The 18,081-nt window shown below is 70.6% G+C and carries 14 protein-coding genes; 11 read left to right on the top strand and 3 right to left on the bottom strand.

Annotation, left to right across the window (positions count from 1 at the left end; genetic code table 11):
• Window positions 1-345 precede the first annotated feature (345 nt).
• The 7 genes from AB0B64_RS29190 (at window position 346) to AB0B64_RS29160 (ending at window position 9,017) form a co-directional block, all read left to right on the top strand.
• The gene (locus AB0B64_RS29190; protein ID WP_357945407.1) at window positions 346-1,008 is read left to right on the top strand and encodes an FtsQ-type POTRA domain-containing protein; all 663 of its coding nucleotides are present in this window, start codon (window positions 346-348) and stop codon (window positions 1,006-1,008) included.
• 566 nt (window positions 1,009-1,574) lie between these two features.
• Window positions 1,575-3,068 carry a cell division protein FtsZ gene (gene ftsZ / locus AB0B64_RS29185; RefSeq protein ID WP_357945409.1) on the top strand — a complete coding sequence of 498 codons (1,494 nt, stop codon included), beginning with the start codon at window positions 1,575-1,577 and terminating at the stop codon, window positions 3,066-3,068.
• Window positions 3,069-3,896: 828 nt separating this feature from the next.
• Window positions 3,897-4,574: a YggS family pyridoxal phosphate-dependent enzyme gene (locus AB0B64_RS29180; RefSeq protein WP_358181225.1), complete on the top strand. Its 678-nt coding sequence runs from the start codon at window positions 3,897-3,899 to the stop codon at window positions 4,572-4,574.
• Between the two features lie 141 nt (window positions 4,575-4,715).
• The gene (sepF, locus tag AB0B64_RS29175) at window positions 4,716-5,216 is read left to right on the top strand and encodes a cell division protein SepF (RefSeq protein WP_225291780.1); all 501 of its coding nucleotides are present in this window, start codon (window positions 4,716-4,718) and stop codon (window positions 5,214-5,216) included.
• Between the two features lie 80 nt (window positions 5,217-5,296).
• Window positions 5,297-5,590, top strand: coding sequence for a YggT family protein (locus tag AB0B64_RS29170; RefSeq protein WP_357945412.1), 294 nt, complete (start codon window positions 5,297-5,299; stop codon window positions 5,588-5,590).
• A 106-nt stretch (window positions 5,591-5,696) separates the two neighbouring features.
• Complete coding sequence (locus AB0B64_RS29165; protein ID WP_357945415.1) at window positions 5,697-6,569, top strand: DivIVA domain-containing protein; 873 nt, start codon at window positions 5,697-5,699, stop codon at window positions 6,567-6,569.
• 42 nt (window positions 6,570-6,611) lie between these two features.
• A complete protein-coding gene (locus AB0B64_RS29160) occupies window positions 6,612-9,017 on the top strand; it encodes a hypothetical protein (RefSeq protein ID WP_358181078.1) in 2,406 nt (801 codons plus the stop codon).
• Between the two features lie 381 nt (window positions 9,018-9,398).
• On the opposite strand, the gene AB0B64_RS29155 is transcribed toward AB0B64_RS29160, so the two are convergent.
• A complete protein-coding gene (locus AB0B64_RS29155) occupies window positions 9,399-9,989 on the bottom strand; it encodes a TetR family transcriptional regulator (RefSeq protein WP_358181075.1) in 591 nt (196 codons plus the stop codon).
• A gap of 119 nt (window positions 9,990-10,108) precedes the next feature.
• Here AB0B64_RS29155 and AB0B64_RS29150 point away from each other — a divergent pair, with 119 nt between their 5' ends.
• Window positions 10,109-11,059, top strand: coding sequence for an SDR family NAD(P)-dependent oxidoreductase (locus tag AB0B64_RS29150; RefSeq protein WP_358181072.1), 951 nt, complete (start codon window positions 10,109-10,111; stop codon window positions 11,057-11,059).
• 123 nt (window positions 11,060-11,182) lie between these two features.
• Here the strand turns inward: AB0B64_RS29150 and ileS are convergent, their stop codons facing one another.
• On the bottom strand, window positions 11,183-14,329 hold the full coding sequence (gene ileS / locus AB0B64_RS29145; protein ID WP_358181069.1) for an isoleucine--tRNA ligase: 3,147 nt from the start codon (window positions 14,327-14,329) through the stop codon (window positions 11,183-11,185).
• Window positions 14,330-14,769: 440 nt separating this feature from the next.
• Between ileS and AB0B64_RS29140 the strand changes: the two genes are divergently transcribed.
• Genes AB0B64_RS29140 through AB0B64_RS29130 form a run of 3 tightly spaced genes read left to right on the top strand, consistent with a single transcriptional unit; the run spans window position 14,770 to window position 16,626 of the window.
• Window positions 14,770-15,159, top strand: coding sequence for a TraR/DksA C4-type zinc finger protein (locus AB0B64_RS29140; protein WP_357945428.1), 390 nt, complete (start codon window positions 14,770-14,772; stop codon window positions 15,157-15,159).
• Window positions 15,132-15,704 carry a signal peptidase II gene (gene lspA, locus AB0B64_RS29135; protein ID WP_357946346.1) on the top strand — a complete coding sequence of 191 codons (573 nt, stop codon included), beginning with the start codon at window positions 15,132-15,134 and terminating at the stop codon, window positions 15,702-15,704. Before AB0B64_RS29140 ends, lspA begins: the two co-directional genes overlap by 28 nt.
• Window positions 15,697-16,626 carry an RluA family pseudouridine synthase gene (locus AB0B64_RS29130; protein ID WP_358181066.1) on the top strand — a complete coding sequence of 310 codons (930 nt, stop codon included), beginning with the start codon at window positions 15,697-15,699 and terminating at the stop codon, window positions 16,624-16,626. The genes lspA and AB0B64_RS29130 overlap by 8 nt, the downstream gene beginning before the upstream one ends.
• A gap of 31 nt (window positions 16,627-16,657) precedes the next feature.
• On the opposite strand, the gene AB0B64_RS29125 is transcribed toward AB0B64_RS29130, so the two are convergent.
• Window positions 16,658-18,076: a protein kinase gene (locus tag AB0B64_RS29125; RefSeq protein WP_357945433.1), complete on the bottom strand. Its 1,419-nt coding sequence runs from the start codon at window positions 18,074-18,076 to the stop codon at window positions 16,658-16,660.
• Window positions 18,077-18,081: the final 5 nt, after the last annotated feature.

Below are 18,081 nucleotides of genomic sequence, written 5' to 3'. Positions count from 1 at the left end.
GCTCTTTGCGGGTCGACTCCGCGGTCCGCTGCGCCTGGTGTTGCTTCGCGCGGGACGGCTCTTCGGTCGGTTCTGCGTGGCGTGGCTTCGCGCGGGACGACGCCGTGGTCCGCTACGCGTGGCGTGGTTCTTCGCCGTATGACCCCGCAGTCCCTCACGCCCGGCGGCCACAGGCGGCCGGGCGGCGGGGGTTCTGGCGGTGGGACTCTGGCGTGGCGCCGTGGGCGGTGGCCGGACGCGGCGTAGGTTCAGTGGCGCGCGGCGTGTGTGGCGGTGACTCTTGCGGCGTTGGTTCGATGGCGCACGGCGTGCCGGTTGCGCAAGGTGGGCGACCCTGGGAGGGCGATGAAGGCGCGCAACGCTTTTCTGGTACTGCTGACCGCCGGAGTGGTGGGCTGCGCCGTCTGGCTGATCTTCTTCTCGCCCGTGCTCGGCGTACGATCGATCGACATCGTGGGAAATGTCACAGTGCCTGCTGAGCGCATCGAGCAACAGGCCGGAGTGCCCGAGTTGCACCCACTGGCCACCGTCGATCTGGCCGGCGTCGAGGCCCGGGTGATGCAGATCAGGCAGCTCGCCTCGGCCAAGGTCGACCGGGTCTGGCCGGGCACGCTGAAGATCGAGGTGGTCGAGCGCGAGCCGATCGCCGCGATCACGGCCGGGGGCAAGGCGGCGCTGATCGACAAGGGGGGCGTCGTCATCGAGATCCAGGACACGGTCCCGCCCGGCCTGCCCACGCTCAAGGTGGACCGCCCGGCCGCCGGCGACCCCACGACCATGGCCGCGCTGCGGGTGATCCAGTCGCTGCCCGACGATCTCGCGGCCAAGGTACGGGGGGTCCGGGCCTCCTCGCCCGAGGGCGTGTCGCTGGAGCTCTCCGACGGCCGCAGCGTCGTCTGGGGCGGGGCGGACCGGGGCGCGGACAAGGCTCGCATCCTGAAGACCCTCCTGCGCCGCAAGGCCAGCGTCTACGACGTGAGCTCGCCCGACGTGGTGACGCTCAAGTGAGCCGGATTCCATATGTGGTGACGCTCGAGTCCCGCACCCACCGACGTGGTGACGCTCAAGCGTTGGAGCTGGACCCCACCGAGGTGGTGGCCGCCAAGTGCTGGAGCTGGACCACACCGACGTGGTGACGGTCAAGCGCCCGGATTCCACCGTGCCGCCAACAGAGCCGTCGTATGGCGTGATCCGGGGGTGGGGCTGGCGCGTCCTATGGGATATGCGTCGCATAAAGGGCGGCGCACCCGTCAGAGCGCGCCGATCACGCCGCCCGCCGATGGCCGAGTCTGTCCGGGATGGGGCTTCCGGCGTGAGAGCCTGTAACACGGCGCGTGGCAGAGGAGGGTTCCGACCTGGCGGGACGACGGAGCGAAACGGACAGCCCGCGACACGCCGGACGTGCTTGCGGCGCGGTTAGTTGACCCGCCCGGAGCGTAACTCCTACTGTCCGTATCAATCCTCAGGTTGACATAAATCTGAATCTCAACTTGAGGTTGAGAGTTAACGAAGCAGAGAACGCGGAGACGATCCGCACCGAAATGGCAAGTCAACGAGCGGAAAGGCCCCTCGTCGTGGCAGCACCGCAGAACTACCTCGCGGTCATCAAGGTCGTCGGCATTGGCGGCGGCGGAGTGAACGCCGTCAACCGGATGATCGAGGAGGGACTCAAGGGCGTCGAGTTCATCGCGATAAACACCGACGCCCAGGCGCTGCTGATGAGTGACGCCGACGTCAAACTCGACGTGGGCCGCGAGCTCACCCGCGGGCTGGGAGCCGGCGCCAACCCCGATGTGGGGCGCAAGGCGGCCGAAGACCATCGTGAGGAGATCGAGGAGGTCCTCAAGGGGGCCGACATGGTCTTCGTGACCGCGGGCGAGGGAGGCGGCACCGGCACCGGCGGCGCGCCCGTCGTGGCGAACATCGCCCGATCGCTCGGCGCGCTCACGATCGGTGTCGTGACCCGGCCGTTCAGCTTCGAGGGCCGTCGCAGGGCCTCGCAGGCCGAGGCCGGCATCGAGACCCTGCGCGACGAGGTCGACACGCTGATCGTGATCCCCAACGACCGGCTGCTGTCGATCTCCGACCGGCAGGTGAGCGTGCTCGACGCGTTCAAGGCGGCCGACCAGGTGCTGCTGTCGGGTGTGCAGGGCATCACCGACCTGATCACCACGCCCGGCCTGATCAACCTCGACTTCGCCGACGTCAAGTCGGTCATGTCGGGCGCCGGTTCGGCGCTGATGGGCATCGGCCACGCGCGCGGTGACGACCGCTCGGTCGCCGCGGCCGAGATGGCGGTCTCCAGCCCGCTGCTGGAGGCCAGCATCGACGGCGCCCACGGCGTGCTGCTGTCGATCGCCGGCGGCTCCGACCTCGGCCTGTTCGAGATCAACGAGGCCGCCCAGCTCGTATCGATGGCGGCCGCGCTGGACGCCAACATCATCTTCGGTACGGTCATCGACGACGCGCTCGGCGACGAGGTCCGCGTCACCGTGATCGCCGCCGGGTTCGACGACGTGCCGCCGCCGGCGGAGAAGCCGCTCCCGCGCCCGCAGAGCCGTCCCGCCGCCGCGTCCACGGCTCCGCCCGCGTCGTCGCCGGTACGCCCCAGCGTCTCGGCGCCCAGCGTGAAGGCCGAGCCCGCGCCGCAGCGTTTCGACCAGCGCCCCGAGCCCCGGCCCGAACTGCGTCCCGAGCCGCGCTCCGACTTCAGGCCGGAGCCTCGCCCTGAGCCGCGCTCCGACTTCAGGCCCGAGCCTCGCCCTGAGCCCCTGCCCGAGCCGCGCGCCGACCTCCGTCCCGAACCGCCGCGCCCGGACCAGCGGTCCGACTTCCGCTCCGACCATCGGCCCGAGCCGGTGCGTCCGGTGGAGAGCGCGCCCGAGCCGGCGGCCCACGAGCCGATCGCCGACGAGCCCTCAGGCCCCGTCTCGATCCCGCGGCCCACGCCCGAGCCCGCCAATCCGCCCACGCCCATCACCTCCCGCATGTCGGAGCCCGCCAAACGCCGTCCGGTGGTTTTCGAGGAGCAGGAGGAGGAACTCGACGTCCCCGACTTCCTCAAGTAGCCCGACTCTCCGCCGCTCCTTCCTCACCGGGCCTCGACGGCCCTTCACCGGGGGAATGGAGCGGCGCAGCCGCGTTCGGGGCCGGTTCCTCCAGCCGGGTGATCTGGCTCGCCGGGCCGGGGTGATCTCACTCACGTAGCCGCGATGGCCGAACCCACGTGGCGGGGGGCCGAGACTCATGCGGCCGGGGGCGGCTGGACCCACGTAGCGGGGGTGGCTGGACTCGCGTGGCGAGGGTGGCCGGACCCACGTGGCGGGGATGGCCGGACTCACGCGGTCGGGGGTGGCCGGACTCACGTAGCGGAAGTGATCGGACTCACGCGGCCGGGGGTGGTAGGAGTCGCGCGGCCGGGGCCCGGGACCTTCCGTAGCCGGGGTGGTTGGACTCGCATGGAGCCGGGGTGGTCGGACTCAGGTGGCAGTGGTGGCCGGGAGTCGTGTAGAGCTGGGGTGACCGGACTCACGTGCCTCGTCACGGCGGCCGGCCCCGTGCGGGATCAGCGGCCGTCTTCCTGGAGGCCCCGGCCCCGTGCGGCGGGTGGGGCCCACCGGGCTTGCCGTACCAGAAAAACAGTGCCGCACCACATGGGAGGCGCGCCCTGCGGCAGAGAGATACCCGAGCGGAGCGAAGAGGTGGACGTGAGCGTGAGTACGGACGAGACCGGCCGGACGCGGCAAGCCGCAAGTGATGGGACGCGCCGTGACGAGACGGACAGAGCGCGCCGTGACGAGGCCGACCGGACACGGCGAGACGAGAGTGATCGGACACGGCGAGACGAGAGTGACCCGGCGCGGCGAGACGAGACCGATCGGGCGCGGCGGGATGAGATCGCGGCGGGGCTGGCGGAGGTGGAGCGGCGGATCTCCGAGGCGTGCCGGGCGGCCGGGCGTGATCGGAGTGAGGTGACCCTGATCGCCGTGACCAAGACCTATCCCGCCTCCGACGTCCGCCTGCTGTGCGAGCTCGGTGTCCGCGAGGTCGGCGAGAACCGCGACCAGGAGGCCGCCCCCAAGGCGCGCGAATGCCGGGATCTCCCCCTGACCTGGCACTTCGTCGGCCAGCTGCAGACCAACAAGGTCCGTTCAGTGGTCTCCTACGCCGATGTGATCCACTCCGTCGACCGGCCCAGGCTGGTCGAGGTGATCAGCCGGGAGGCCGGGAAGCAGGGGCGCCAGGTCGGCTGCCTCGTACAGGTGGCGCTCGACGACGACCCGGCCAGGGGCGGCGCCAGGCCCGCCGACGTGCCGGAGATCGCCGACCTGATCGCCGAGGCCGCGCACCTGTGGCTGGGCGGGGTGATGGCCGTGGCGCCGCTGGGGGAGGACCCGGGCAAGGCGTTCGCCCGGCTGCGAGAGTTGGCCGCTGCCGTACGCGAGCGCCACCCCCGTGCCACGATGCTGTCGGCGGGCATGAGCGATGACCTCGGCGCGGCCGTCGCGCACGGCGCGACACACGTTCGGGTCGGTACGGCGTTGCTCGGTCGTCGCAAGCCCTTCGTCAGGTAATGTCCCGTCAAGTGGGTCTTACAGGCCCGCTACCACCAGTAGAGGTCGATCAGCGGTGAGCTCCAAGGGGGTACGGCTGCCGCCTCGGACCCGGCGACAGGCCCGAGCGAGTGCGACCATGAGCAGGAGGACGACGTAGCGATGGCCGGCGCGATGCGCAAGATGGCGGTCTACCTCGGTCTCGTGGAGGACGACCGCTACGAGAGGTATGAGACCTACCCGGACGAGTACGCCTACGAGGACGAGCCCCCGCGGACCGGCGAGGAGCGGGCCGTAGCGGTCCAGGAACGCGACGACGAGGCAGACTCCGGGGTCCCCGCGCCGAGGCCATCCACGACCGTCCTGGAGCGCCGTACGACCGATCTGGCGCGCATCACCACCCTCCACCCCCGGACCTACAACGAGGCCCGGACGATCGGCGAGCACTTCCGCGACGGCACCCCGGTCATCATGAACCTGACCGAGATGGTTGACAGCGACGCAAAACGCCTGGTCGATTTCGCGGCAGGTCTGGTCTTTGGCCTACATGGCAGCATTGAACGTGTTACCAACAAGGTGTTCCTGTTGTCCCCAGCCAATGTCGAGGTGACCGCCGAGGACAAGGCTCGAATCGCGGAACGCGGGTTCTTCAACCAGAGTTAGAGTCTCTGTATGTCTATCGCACCCAACCAGGCCTCACCGAGGCCCGGCGGGCACATCAGAAGTGGAGGCGCGGCCAGACCGTGGGGATCGTAAGCCAGATCTTGGTCGTAGTCCTGTCTCTCTATTTGGTGCTGCTCATCGGCAGGATGATCTTTGAGACGGTCCAGGCGTTCGCCCGTCAGTGGCGCCCTTCGGGCGTCGTGCTCGTGCTCGCCGAGGCCACCTACACCGCAACCGACCCACCTCTCAAGTTCCTCCGCCGTTTCATTCCCCCGCTCCGGTTGGGTACGGTGGCCTTTGACCTAAGCTTCACAGTCCTCTTCATCATCGTTCTGCTCTTGATCCAGATCGCCGGATCACTGGGCCCGCGGTGATGGAGGCCGTGGTGCACCGGTCGTGATCCAACTCGTGTCCGCGCTGAAGTGATTCGGGTTAACCGTCCCTCCGGACAGACTCCAAGCGCGCCAAGGAGACCAAAAGATGCCGCTGACGCCCGCTGATGTGCGGAACAAGCAGTTCAGTACCACTCGGCTACGGCCGGGCTACGACGAGGAAGAGGTCGACGCTTTCCTCGACGAAGTCGAGGCTGAGCTCGACCGCCTGATCCAAGAGAACGAGGAGCTCCGCGCCAAGCTGGCCGAGTGCCTGCGCGGTAAGGTGCCCGGGGGCATGAGCATGCCCATGGCCTCCGCTCCGGTGCAGGAGCAGCCGAAGCCCGAGATGATGATGCCGCCGCAGCCGGAGCCGATGAAGGTTCCCGAGCCGCAGCAGCAGCCTCAGCCGGTCCCCGTCATGAACATGCCTCCGGCCGAGGACAACATGGACACCGCGGCCCGCGTGCTCGCGCTGGCCCAGCAGACCGCCGACCAGGCGATCTCCGACGCCCGCCGCGAGGCGGACGAGACGGTCACCCGCGCCCGCCGCGAGGCCGACGAGATCCTCACCAAGGCTCGCCGCCAGGCCGAGCAGGTCATCGGCGACGCCCGTGCCCGCGCCGAGACGCTCGAGCGCGACGCGCAGGAGCGTCACCGTCAGGCCATGGGTTCCCTCGTCCAGACCCGTGACGAGCTGGAGCGCAAGGTCGAGGAGCTGCGCAGCTTCGAACGCGAATACCGCAGCCGTCTCAAGCTCTACCTGGAGAACCAGCTCGCCGAGCTGAACGTCTCCGCGGAAGGCAGCGGTGGCTTCCCGGTCATGACCGGCGGCGGTCCCTCGGCGGCGGCTCCGGCCATGTCGCACGCGGTGCCTCAGGGTGGTCAGCAGCCTCTCCCCGGTGGTCCCAACCCGTTCGGCGGTGACTCCCCGCAGGGCGCTTTCCCCGGCGGTGACGGTCCGCACAACGACCGCCGGTAAAGTAGCGGGTCATCAAGGACCCGTCACTCGAAAGAGCCCTTTGTGATCCTAATCAGTGCTGGTTTGGTGCTCGCGGCGGTTGTCTTGCTGATCGCGGGCTTCGTTCTGGCAAAGCCGTTCCTGATCATGTGGTCCATCGTGGTCAGCGTGCTGTCCGCGCTGTTCCTGGTGATCGGGGCGCTGCTGCGGCGTCACGAGCTGTTTCCCGGTGGTGGGCGGGCCGCTGCGCCGGCCACCCCGCCGGTGGGGCACGCGCCGGCCGGCCTGCCGCATGGCCAGACCCAGCCGGGTCCCCTGGGGGCCCCGATGGGAGCGCCGCCGTCGCCGCGTCCACAGACGCTCCAGCAGACGGCCACCGCGCCGACGCAACGCCGTCCCGCGGTGCGCGGGATCTCCCCGGACGCGCTCGTCCTGGTGATCCCCGGACGCAAGCGCTATCACGTCCCGGGTTGCCGCCAGCTGATCGGACGGGATCAAGAGGAGCTCACGTACGAGGAGGCGCGCGAGGAGGGCTTCACGCCCTGTACGGCGTGCCTGCCGGATGCAGCGCTCGGCGGACGGCAGCTGCCGCCTGCCGCTGGCCCCGAGCCCGCTGCCGCCTCCAAGCCCGGCGGCGTTGAGCCCGCCGTCACCCCCTTGGCCGGCGCTTCTGGCCCCGGTTCTGCTACCGGCGCCGCGTCCGCTTCCGGCCCCGTTACCGGCTCCGTGTCCCCCATGGGCCCCGCGCCGGTCGGCGGTCCCAAGCCCGGATCCGCGCCTTCATCGGCCCCCAAGCCTGGTTCCGGCCCTTCATCGGCTCCCAAGCGTGGCCCCGAGCCTTCGCAGACTCCCAAGGTCCCCGCGGACCTCCGGGCCGAGGCGCCCGGCGCCACGCGCGACCTGCGCCCCCCGGTGTCCGGCGGCCCGGCGAAGCCGAAGCCCGACTCGAAGGCCGCCACCCCCGCCCCGGACCCCGCCGATGCCCCGGCCGAGCCGACCGGCTGGTTCGCCCGCCCCGCGGAGCCCGCGCCGTCGTCCAGCGCCACGACCAAGCCGGCCGCCTCAGGGCCCGGCAAGGACCGCACGGAACCCCCGTCGTCCGACCCTTCCGCCGGCCCGAGGCTGGCCCCGTACATCACCACCATGCCGTCGTCCGGCCCGTCCGGCATCGGCCGTACCGAGACCGGCAAGCCCGGAAGCCGCCAGCCTGGGGCGACCGACAAGCCGGAGACGCCCGGAAGGCCGGAGACGCCCGGAAAGTCGGGAGCAGGTCGGCCCGGAGAGCGCCCCTCGTCCGTCGCGGCAGAGGCCGCCGGTCAGAGCCGTGGCGGACCGGACCGAGGTGCGCCCGAGCGCGGCGGACCGGCCCAAGGGGCCTCCGAGCGTGGCGGTCAAGGCCTTGGCGGTCAGGAGCGTGGCGGTCAGGGCCGTGATGCTCAGAGCGGTGGTGCTCAGGGCCGTGATGCTCAGGGCCGTGGTGCCGCGCCGGACCTCGACGACTCTGGGCCCGCGACGGCGCCTCAGCGTGCCGTACAGGCGGGAGATCCCGCGCCGCAGCGTCCCGGCCCCGGCAAGGCCGGCTGGAGTCCCTCGTCGGACCGGCCTGAGCGCCCGGCCGTGGCGCCCGAGCGTCCCGCCTCGTCGGCCGAGTCCGCGGCCAAGCCCAAGGGCCCCCTGCCGACGGGGCCGGCCGCGTCCGGTAAGCCGGGGCGGCCCGGATCCGGAGGGGAGACGTCCGGCTCGGAGGGAGAGCGGTCCGGGGCCAAGGGAGAGACGTCCGGGGCCAAGGGAGAGCGGTCCGAGTCGGTGGGCGGGACCGTGATCATGCCGGTGCAGTCCGGAGCCGCTTCCGAGGCTGCGTCCAAGGCAGAGAGCGCTGGGCCGCCGAGTGGGTCGCGCCCGGCCAGTGGGAGACCCGCTGCCGGTGCGACGCCTGCGACGAGCAGACCCGCGGAGAGCGCCAAGGCAGCGGCCAAAGCGCCCGAGCCCGCATCCGGGCCCAAGCCGCCCAGGCCAGACAGCGGCGCGTCCGGCAGGCCCGACAGCGCAGCATCCGCCAGGCCAGGCAGTGCCTCGTCCGCCAGGCCGGACAGTGCCGGATCGGCCAAACCGAGCAGCACCGCATCCGCCAAGCCGGATAGCGCCGCGTCTGCGAAGCCGGATAGCGCCTCGTCCACTAAGTCGGACAGCGCCGTGTCTGCCAAGGGGTCCTCTGGCGGGGGAGACGCCGACCCCGCCAAAGAAGCGACAGCCAAGGGCGGCAAACCCGACAGTGAAGGCGCGGGGAAGAGCGGGCGGTCGGCCACGGTGAAGGTCATCGTCGGCACCCGCCGCTACCACAGCACCGCCTGCCCCCTCATCCGGGGCGCGGGTGAAACGGGTGTGGAGACCATGACGATTTCGCAGGCCGAGTCGGCCGGTCTGACGAGCTGCTCGGTCTGCCAGAACGATCGCGAGTCCGTCAGCTAGGTGAGCCCGGGCGTAAGTCTCGACGTTGGTTCAGCGGCCAACGCAGAGGTTGTCCGGGTGCTGGGCACTGCGGTTTGTCGGGCCGCCGGTCGTGGAGGCCGGACCGGCGGGCAAGTAGATCGCAGGCGGGCTGGCCAGCGAGAGCGTCGGCGGGCCGGGCTGGCCACCGAGGCCCTTCGCCTGGGAGATCATCCCGGCAGCCCTTGAGGATCGCACGGCCCAGGCCGAGCGGGGGAGCGAGCGGCCGGGTTCAGCGGCAGAGCGAACGGACCGGGTCGAGTTGCGGTGCGAGCGGACCGGGTGAGGCCCGGTTAGGCGGGGTGCGGTGCGAGCGGACCGGGTGAGGCCCGGTCAGGTGAGGCCCGGTCGGGCGGGGTCCGGTCAGGTGTCCGTGGGTGATTCGGGCCAGCCGGATTGGAGGAGGTCGAAGATGGCGTGCATCGCGGCCAAGGGGTCTGCTTCCGTGCCTGCGAGCTCCGGGATCTCCAGGACGTAGCGGGCGAGCGCGCGGACCGTCATGTCGGCGGGGTCGCGGCCGCTCTCCGTGGCGATCGCCTCGGCCAGGGCGCCCTCGCTCGCTATCCAGAGCTTGCGTGAGTATTCCCGCAGGGCGGGCGTGCTCACGATCAGGTCGCGTTTGCGCCGAAGGTCGGGCGGGAGGTCTTCGGTGAAGGGTCCCCGGCCGGCCAGGCAGCGGCGCAGGGCTTCCAGCACCGACTGACCGGCGGGGCGGTCGTGGATCGCGGTGACCAGCCACACGTGTCGTTCGGCGCCGTCGTCGAAGATCAGCGCTTCCTTGCCGTCCGGCACGTGCGCGAACAGCGTGGCGATCGAGACGTCCGCCTCGTCGGCGATCTGAGCGACGGTGACGCCGTCGTAGCCATGCTCGGAGAACAGCCGCAACGCCGCGTCCGACAACGCCCGGCGGGTCTGTGCCTTCTTGCGCTCGCGGCGCCCCATCGTCGTCGCCATGCCCCCACTGTATCCCAAAACTAGAATGCATCTGAAACTATAGTGATTATAGTTTCTTGGTCGGTACGCGCCTGGCCGTGCCAGCCGACACGACGACCTCCCCATGTAAGGAGCCGGACATGACCAACCCCCACAGCCCAGACCCCTGGGACGTGCGCCGCCTGCCGCGCGCCGACGGTAAGAACTTCCTGGTCACCGGTGGCAACGCGGGCATCGGATACTTCGTCGTGGAACAACTCGCCGGCACCGGTGCCACCGTCATCCTCGGCAGCCGGGACACCGCCAAGGCCGAAGCGGCTCAGGTCTCGATCCGCGCCCGCGTCCCCGGCGCGCGCGTCCGTCACATCCCGCTGGACCTCGCCGATCTCTCCTCGCTCAAAGCCTCCGTGGACGCGCTGGAGCTGGAGAGACTCGACGCGGTCGTCTGCAACGCCGGAGTGCTGCTCGATCAGCCGCCGCGGCGCGAGACCAAGGACGGCAACGAGTTGATGTTCGCCACCAATCACCTGGGGCACTTCGCCCTGACCTGGTGGCTGGCGCCCCTGCTGACGGCCGCGTCCGCGAGCCGGGTGGTCACCACCGGCAGCTTCACGGCCAAGTCCGAGAGCCTGGATCTCGACGATCTCCAGAGCACGCGCGATTATCGGCCGAAACGAACGTACGCGCGATCGAAACTCGCGCAGATGCTCTTCGGGCTCGAACTCGACCGCCGCCTGCGCGCCGCCGGCAGTACGACGCTGAGCGTGCTCACCCACCCTGGCGGCGCGCTCGACTCCCTCACCCCATCACGCCCGCCGGTGCACCTGAGGACCACCGGTGAACGGCTGCGTGGTCTGCCGGCCGGCCTCCTCCTCCAGGGCAAGGAGGCCGCCGCCTGGCCCGCCGTCCGGGCCGTCCTCGACCCGTCCGTGCGCGGCGGCCAGCTGTGGGGGCCGCGGGTGTTCGGGATCCGCGGCTTGCCCACCCTCGAACCCCTGCGAGGCCACCTGGCCGACGCCGATCTCGCGGCGCGCGTGTGGACCGCCAGCGCCGACCTGACCGGCCTCGATCCGAGCTTCGGCCTCGGGTGAGCCCGATGGTCGATCGGCCCAGAGGGGCCACCAGGCGCGAAGCCGAGTGGGACGCGGCCAGGCGGGTAGCCCGTCAGCCGAGTGGGACGCGTCCAAGAGACACGTCCCACCCCATACGGCTCGTCAGGCGCGGCGCAGCTGGAACGTCAGCCCCAGGTCCGTCTCCGAGTGCGACGGCAGCCCATCCTCGGTCCCCTCCGTGACGGTCGTGGCGAGTACTTCCTCCGCCACCGCCTGCCACCCCGACCGCAGCGCCTGCGCCAGGTCCGGGTCGGCGGCCGACCACCACAGGGAGATCCGGTCCGTGATGGTCAGGCCCGTCGACTTGCGGGCCTCCTGGACCAGCCGGATGACCTCGCGCAGCAGACCGGCCCGGAGCAGCTCGTCCGTCAGCTCCAGGTCGAGCGCCACCGTCTCGCCGGTGCCCGTGTCGACGGCGCCGGTCTCGACGGCCCAGCCCGAGCGCGGCTGCTCGGTGACGATCACGTCATCGGGGCCGAGCGACACCGCGCCGAGCTCCGGTACGTCCACCGTGACAGAGGCGCCGGAGCGGAGGGTGGGCGCCAGGGAGGCGGCCTCCGCCGCGCCGACGGCCGCCGCCACCAGCTTGGTCTGCGAGCCGAACCGCTTACCGAGGGCCCGGAAGTTGGGCTTGACGGTGTAGGACACGAGATCGGCGCTGAAGCCGGACATGTCCTCGAGAGCCTGGACGTTCAGCTCGTCGGCGATCAGATCCCGCAGTTCGGACGGGAGCGAGGGCCAGCCGTGCGCTCCGACCAGGGCCCGGCCGAGCGGCTGCCGGGTCTTGACGCCGGAGGAGGCACGGGCCGAGCGGCCCAGCTCGACCAGCCGTCGTACCAGCGCCATCCGCTCCGACAGCGTGGGGTCGAGCAGGTCCTCGCGTACGGCGGGCCAGGAGGTCAGGTGTACGGAGGAGGGCGCGCCCTCGCCGCGCAGCACGTCCCACAGGTAGTCGGTGACGAACGGCGCGATGGGCGCCATCAGCCGCGTGACCGTCTCCAGGCACTCGTACAGCGTCGCGAACGCGTCCGCCGACCCCTGCCAGAAGCGGCGGCGCGAGCGGCGCACGTACCAGTTGGACAGGTCGTCCAGGAACTCGGCCAGCCGGCGCCCGGCCCGCTGGGTGTCGTACTCGTCCAGCGCGCCCGTGACCTCGGCCACCGTGCGGTGCAGCTCGGCCAGCGCCCAGCGGTCGAGCAGCGGCCGCTCGGCCGCGGGGGTCGCCTGCGCCAGCCGCTCGGGCGTCCACGACTCGGCGTTGGCGTAGAGGGTGAAGAACGAGGCCGTGTTCCAGTACGTCAGCAGGACCTTGCGGACGATCTCCTCAAGGGCGTTGTGCCCCACGCGGCGGGCCGCCCACGGCGAGCCGGAGCAGGCCATGAACCAGCGCAGCGCGTCGGCGCCGTGCTCGTCCATCAGCGGCATGGGCTCCAGGATGTTGCCCAGGTGCTTGCTCATCTTGCGGCCGTCCTCGGCCAGGATGAGCCCGAGGCAGAGCACGTTCTCGTAGGACGACTGGCCGAACACCAGCGTGCCCACGGCCATCAGCGAGTAGAACCAGCCACGCGTCTGGTCGGTGGCCTCGCAGATGAACTGCGCCGGGTAGAGGCCCTCCGGCTTGCCCCGCTCGCCCCACTGGGCGAACGGCATGGACCCGGAGTCGTACCAGGCGTCGATGACGTCGGGCACGCGGCGGGCCTCGGCCGAGCAGGTCGGGCAGGGGAAGGTGACGTCGTCGACGTACGGGCGGTGCGGGTCGAGCGCGGACACGTCGCGGCCGGCCAGCGTGCCCAGCTCCTCCATCGACCCGACACACGTCACGTGGGACTCGTCGGCGGAGCAGACCCACAGCGGCAGCGGGGTCCCCCAGTAGCGCGAGCGCGACAGCGACCAGTCGACGTTGTTGCGCAGCCACTCGCCGAACCGGCCCCACTTGATGGTGTCGGGGTACCAGTTGGTCTTGGCGTTCTCGGCCAGCATCTGGTCCTTGACCGAGGTGGTCCGGATGTACCAGGAGGGGAGCGCGTAGTAGAGCAGCGCCGTGTGGCAGCGCCAGCAGTGCGGGTAGCTGTGCTCGAAGTGAGTGCCGCGGAACAGCAGGCCGCGGGCCCGCAGGTCCTCGGTGAGGCCCTCGTCGGCGTCCTTGAAGAACTGGCCGCCGACCATCGGCACGTCGTCGAGGAAGCGGCCGTCGGGGCCGATCGGGTTGACGACCGGCATGTCGTAGCGCTTGGTCACCGCAAGGTCGTCGGCGCCGAACGCCGGAGCCTGGTGGACCAGCCCGGTGCCGTCCTCGACCGTCACATAGTCGCCGAGCACCACGTAGTGGGCGCCGGGGATGTCGACCAGCTCGAACGGCCGCGTGTAGGAGGTGTGCTCCAGGTCGCGGCCGGTGAAGCGGGCGACCTCGGTGGCGCCCTCGCCGAGCACTGACAGCAGCGGCTCGGCGACGACCAGCACCTCGCCGTCCGTCGTACGGGCCGCGACGTAGGTGACCTCGGGGTGTACGGCCACGGCGGTGTTGGAGACCAGCGTCCACGGCGTCGTCGTCCACACCAGCAGGGCGGCGCCGAGCTCGCTCAGCGGGCCGGAGGTGACGGGCATGCGCACGTAGACCGACGGGCTGGAGACGGTCTCGTAGCCGCCGGGCTGGCCCAGCTCATGGTCGGACAGGCCGGTGCCGCAGCGCGGGCAGTAAGGGGTGATGCGGAAGTCGCGGAACAGCAGGCCCTTGTCGAAGATGACCTTGAGCGACCACCAGACCGACTCGATATAGGACGGGTCCATGGTCCGGTAGGCGGTGGACAGGTCGATCCAATAACCCATCCGCTCGGTCATCTGCTCGAAGGCGTCGACGTGGCGCAGCACCGACTCGCGGCATTTGGCGTTGAATTCCGCGATGCCGTACGCCTCGATGTCCTTCTTGCCGCTCAGGCCGAGCTCCCGCTCGATGCCGACCTCGACCGGCAGGCCGTGGCAGTCCCAGCCCGCCTTGCGCGGCACGCTGAAGCCCCGCATCGACTTGTAGCGGGGGAACAGGTCCTTGAACACCCGGGCCTCGACGTGGTGGACGCCGGGCAGGCCGTTGGCGGTGGGCGGGCCCTCGTAGAAGGTCCAGGAGGGGTTGCCGTCGTTCTGCTCGACGGAGCGCTCGAAGATCTTCCCGTCCCGCCAGCGGTCGAGGACCTCGCGCTCGAGCGCGGGCAGGTCGACCTGCGCGGGAAGAGGGCGGAAAGAAGGGGAAGACATCTCGGGCGGGCCTCCACGCGATCACTGGCTGACAGGTGAGCGTGAAGGGACGAAGCCGTGCGGCCCCGCGGTACCACCCTTCTTGACCTCAGGTGAGGCCCTCTTCGTTTGGTCTGCGGCCGGGTCTAGTGAGCTCGCGAGAGCCGTTCTTCCGGCGGCTCCGGGGTGATGTCCGTCACAGACGGGCCCCATCAACGCCTTGCAGCTTCACACCATAACGCAGAGTGGACCGCAAAGCTTCCGGGTTCGCGGTCGGCAGGTAGTGAACTCGTAAACCCCGACAAAGTTGTGGGAATGGGCGCCTCTGAGGAGGAGTTGAACGAGCGGGGCGGGATATTACGGGAGAGGTAAATCGTCCGGCGGGTCGTTTGCTGTTCTGTTATGGGGGACCTAAGCTGCCCGCACCATTTACGGCCTTGTTCCAGCATGGGGAGGTAGCCATGGCGCCAGTCACGCAGACCGCTACACCGTCGATGTGGTCTGAGGAGGAGCTCGCCGACGTCCGCGGCCGGCTGCAGAGCGAGATCGACGAGCTCAACACCGACATTCTTCGCCATGAGTCCGAGATCGCCTCGGGTGACGTCACCCAGGGGGCCGGTGACGACCAGGCCGACGCGGGTGCCAAGACGTATGAGCGCGAACGCGAGATCGCCCTTACCCTGAATGCGCGCGACCTCGTCGCGCAGAACGAACGTGCGATCGCCCGGATCGACGCAGGGACCTATGGAGTGTGCGAATCGTGCCACAAGCCGATCGGCAAGGAACGTCTGCAGGCGTTCCCGAGGGCGACGCTGTGCGTGGCCTGCAAGCAGAAGGAGGAGCGCCGGTAGGGGGGCGACGCGGCCGCCTCTTCGCGGTCCTCGTCGTGCTGGCGGTCGTGATCTATGCGACCGATCTGATCACCAAGACGCTTGTCCTGCGGACGCTTGAGGGCAAGGCGCCCATGGTGGTCATCCAGGACGTCCTGCAGTTCCGGGTGATCTTCAATTCCGGTGCCGCCTTCAGCATCGGCACCGGAATGACGATCATCTTCACGTTCATCGCGGCGGGTGTGGTGGTGGCCATCCTCCGCACGGCCCGCAAGATGCGCAGCCTACCGTGGGCGATCACGCTGGGGCTGCTGCTCGGCGGGGCGCTGGGCAACCTGACCGACCGGCTGCTGCGCTACCCGTCCGGGATCGGCAGGTCCGTGCAGTTCCAGGGGCACGTGGTCGACTGGATCGAGGTGCTGCCCGGACACTTCCCGGTGATCGACTACTTCCCGGTGTTCAACGTGGCCGACTCGGCGATCGTCTGCGGCGGGATCCTCGCGGTGATCCTGGCCTGGCGGGGCTACCAGATCGACGGCACCAGGGAGGGCGGCAAGCGTGGCTGACCAGCGTAGCCTCCCGGTGCCCGACGGGCTGGAGGGCGAGCGGCTGGACGCCGCGATCTCCCGCCTGTTCGGCTTCTCCCGCACCCGCGCCGCCGAGCTGATCGTCGCGGGCGAGGTGCTCGTGGACGGGCACGCGCCCGCCAAGTCCGACCGGGTGCACGCGGGCGCCTGGCTCGACGTGACCCTCCCTCCGCCGGTCAGTACGCCCATGCCGGTCGCCGAGCCGGTGCCCGGCATGTCGATCGTGTACGAGGACGACGACATCGTCGTGGTCAACAAGCCGATCGGGGTGGCCGCCCACCCGACCGTCGGCTGGACCGGCCCGACCGTGATCGGCGGCCTGCTCGGCGCCGGCCACACGATCGCCACCAGCGGCGCGGCCGAACGTCAGGGCATCGTGCACCGCCTCGACGCCAACACGACCGGCGCCATGGTCGTGGCCAAGAGCGAGCACGCCTACTCCCACCTCAAGCGCGCCTTCAAGGAGCGCACGGTCGACAAGCGCTACCACGCGCTCGTACAGGGACATCCTGACCCGTTCAGGGGCACTGTCGACGCGCCCATCGACCGGCACCCGTCGGGCGACGGCCGGTTCGCCGTGGTCGCCGGGGGCAAGCCGTCGGTCACCCATTACGACACCATCGAGGCGTTCCGGGCGGCCTCGTTGCTGGACATCAAGCTGGAGACCGGCCGTACGCACCAGATCCGGGTGCACATGTCCGCGCTGCGTCACCCGTGCGTGGGCGACCTGATGTACGGCGCCGACCCGACGCTCGCCGCCCGGCTGGGCATCACCCGGCAGTGGCTGCACGCGGTGTCGCTCGGGTTCGAGCACCCTAGCTCGGGCGAGTGGCTGACGTTCACCACCGACTACCCCGCCGACCTCCAGCGGGCCCTGGACGCCGTACGCGACGAGTCCTGACCGGCGCCCTTCCCCGGTGTGGGACGGCGCCCTAGTCGGCGTTGTCGGCCGGAGGGACGTCGACGGGCTCGTCGGGCTCTTCGCTGGCCTTCGCCGAGGTCTTGGTGCTCTTCTTGGGGGTCTTGCTCTTGGCGGGCGTGGCCGAGGGCTTCTTCGTCGGCTCCTTCTTTTTCGTTGGCTCCTTCGTGGGCTCCTTCTTCGTCGGCGTTCCGGTCGGGGCCGGGGTGGGCTCGCCGGTCCGGTCGCTGGAGGGCGGGGCGCTCTGCCGTACCTGGTTCTGGTCGGTGGTCGGCTCGTGCGTCTCGGTCTGCGTGGGCGTCGCCGAGGGGGTCGGGCCCGAAGGCTGGACGCTGGTCGTACGCACCACGGCCGGGACCGTCGTCACCGGCTGGCGGGCCTGGGACTGCCGGTTCGTCCACCACGCCGCGCCCGCGGTCAGGACGACGAGGGCGAGCGTGCCGGCCGCGACCGCGGTGAGCGGCGGTCTGCGACGCCACCCGGATGGCGCCGGGCCCGCGTCGGATCCGGCTGCCGCGACGGGCGCGGCTATGGCTCCTGTTTGCGGCATCGGGTCCCGTTTGGGCACCGTGGGCGGCGCCGGGACGTTCACCGGCGCGGTCTCCTCCGGTGAGCTGCCGATCAGCAGCCGGTGGATCCGCTGCTCGGCCTCGTCCAGCGTCATCCGCTCGGCCGGGTCCTTGCGCAGCAGCCCGAGGATGACCGGGGCCAGCATGCCCGCGCGGGCCATCGGGGCGGGCTCGGAGTGCAGCACCGCGCCCAGCGTGGCCAGCGCGTGAGGGCGTTGGAACGGCGACTCGCCCTCGACGGCGTAGTACAACGTCGCGCCCAGCGCCCACAGGTCCGAGGCGATCTGGGCCCCACCGCCGGCCGCCCGCTCCGGCGCCATGAACGCGGGCGTGCCGACCAGCACCCCGGTCCTCGTGACAGGCGCCTCGCCCTCGGTGGTGGCGATGCCGAAGTCGGTGAGAACGGCCCGGCCGTCCGGGGTGAGCAGCACGTTGTCCGGTTTGACGTCGCGGTGCAGGACCCCGGCGGCGTGCGCGGCCCGCAGCGCCTCCAGTAACTGCAGCCCGATGTCGGCGGCCTCGGCCGGTGCCATCGGGCCGTCCTCGCGCACCAGATCGCCGAGGGTGCGCGAGTGGACGAGCTGCATGACGATCCACGGGTGGCCGTGCTCTTCGAGCACGTCGTAGACGGTGGCGACGCCGGGGTGCGCCACCCGTCCCGCGGCTCTGGCCTCGCGGAAGGTACGCACCGAGAAGACGTCTCGCTCGGGGTCGGTCAGGTCAGGAGGGGGATGGATCTCTTTGACCGCCACGTCTCGGCCGAGTACTTCGTCGTGGGCCTGCCAGACGGTTCCCATCCCACCCTGGCCGATGGTTCTGATCAGTCGGTAACGTCCGCCGACCAGCAGCGCAGAATCGGACATGCTCC

Source organism: Nonomuraea sp. NPDC049129 (assembly GCF_040648495.1).
Lineage (GTDB): Bacteria > Actinomycetota > Actinomycetes > Streptosporangiales > Streptosporangiaceae > Nonomuraea.
This window is presented reverse-complemented; position numbering and strand designations above follow the sequence as displayed.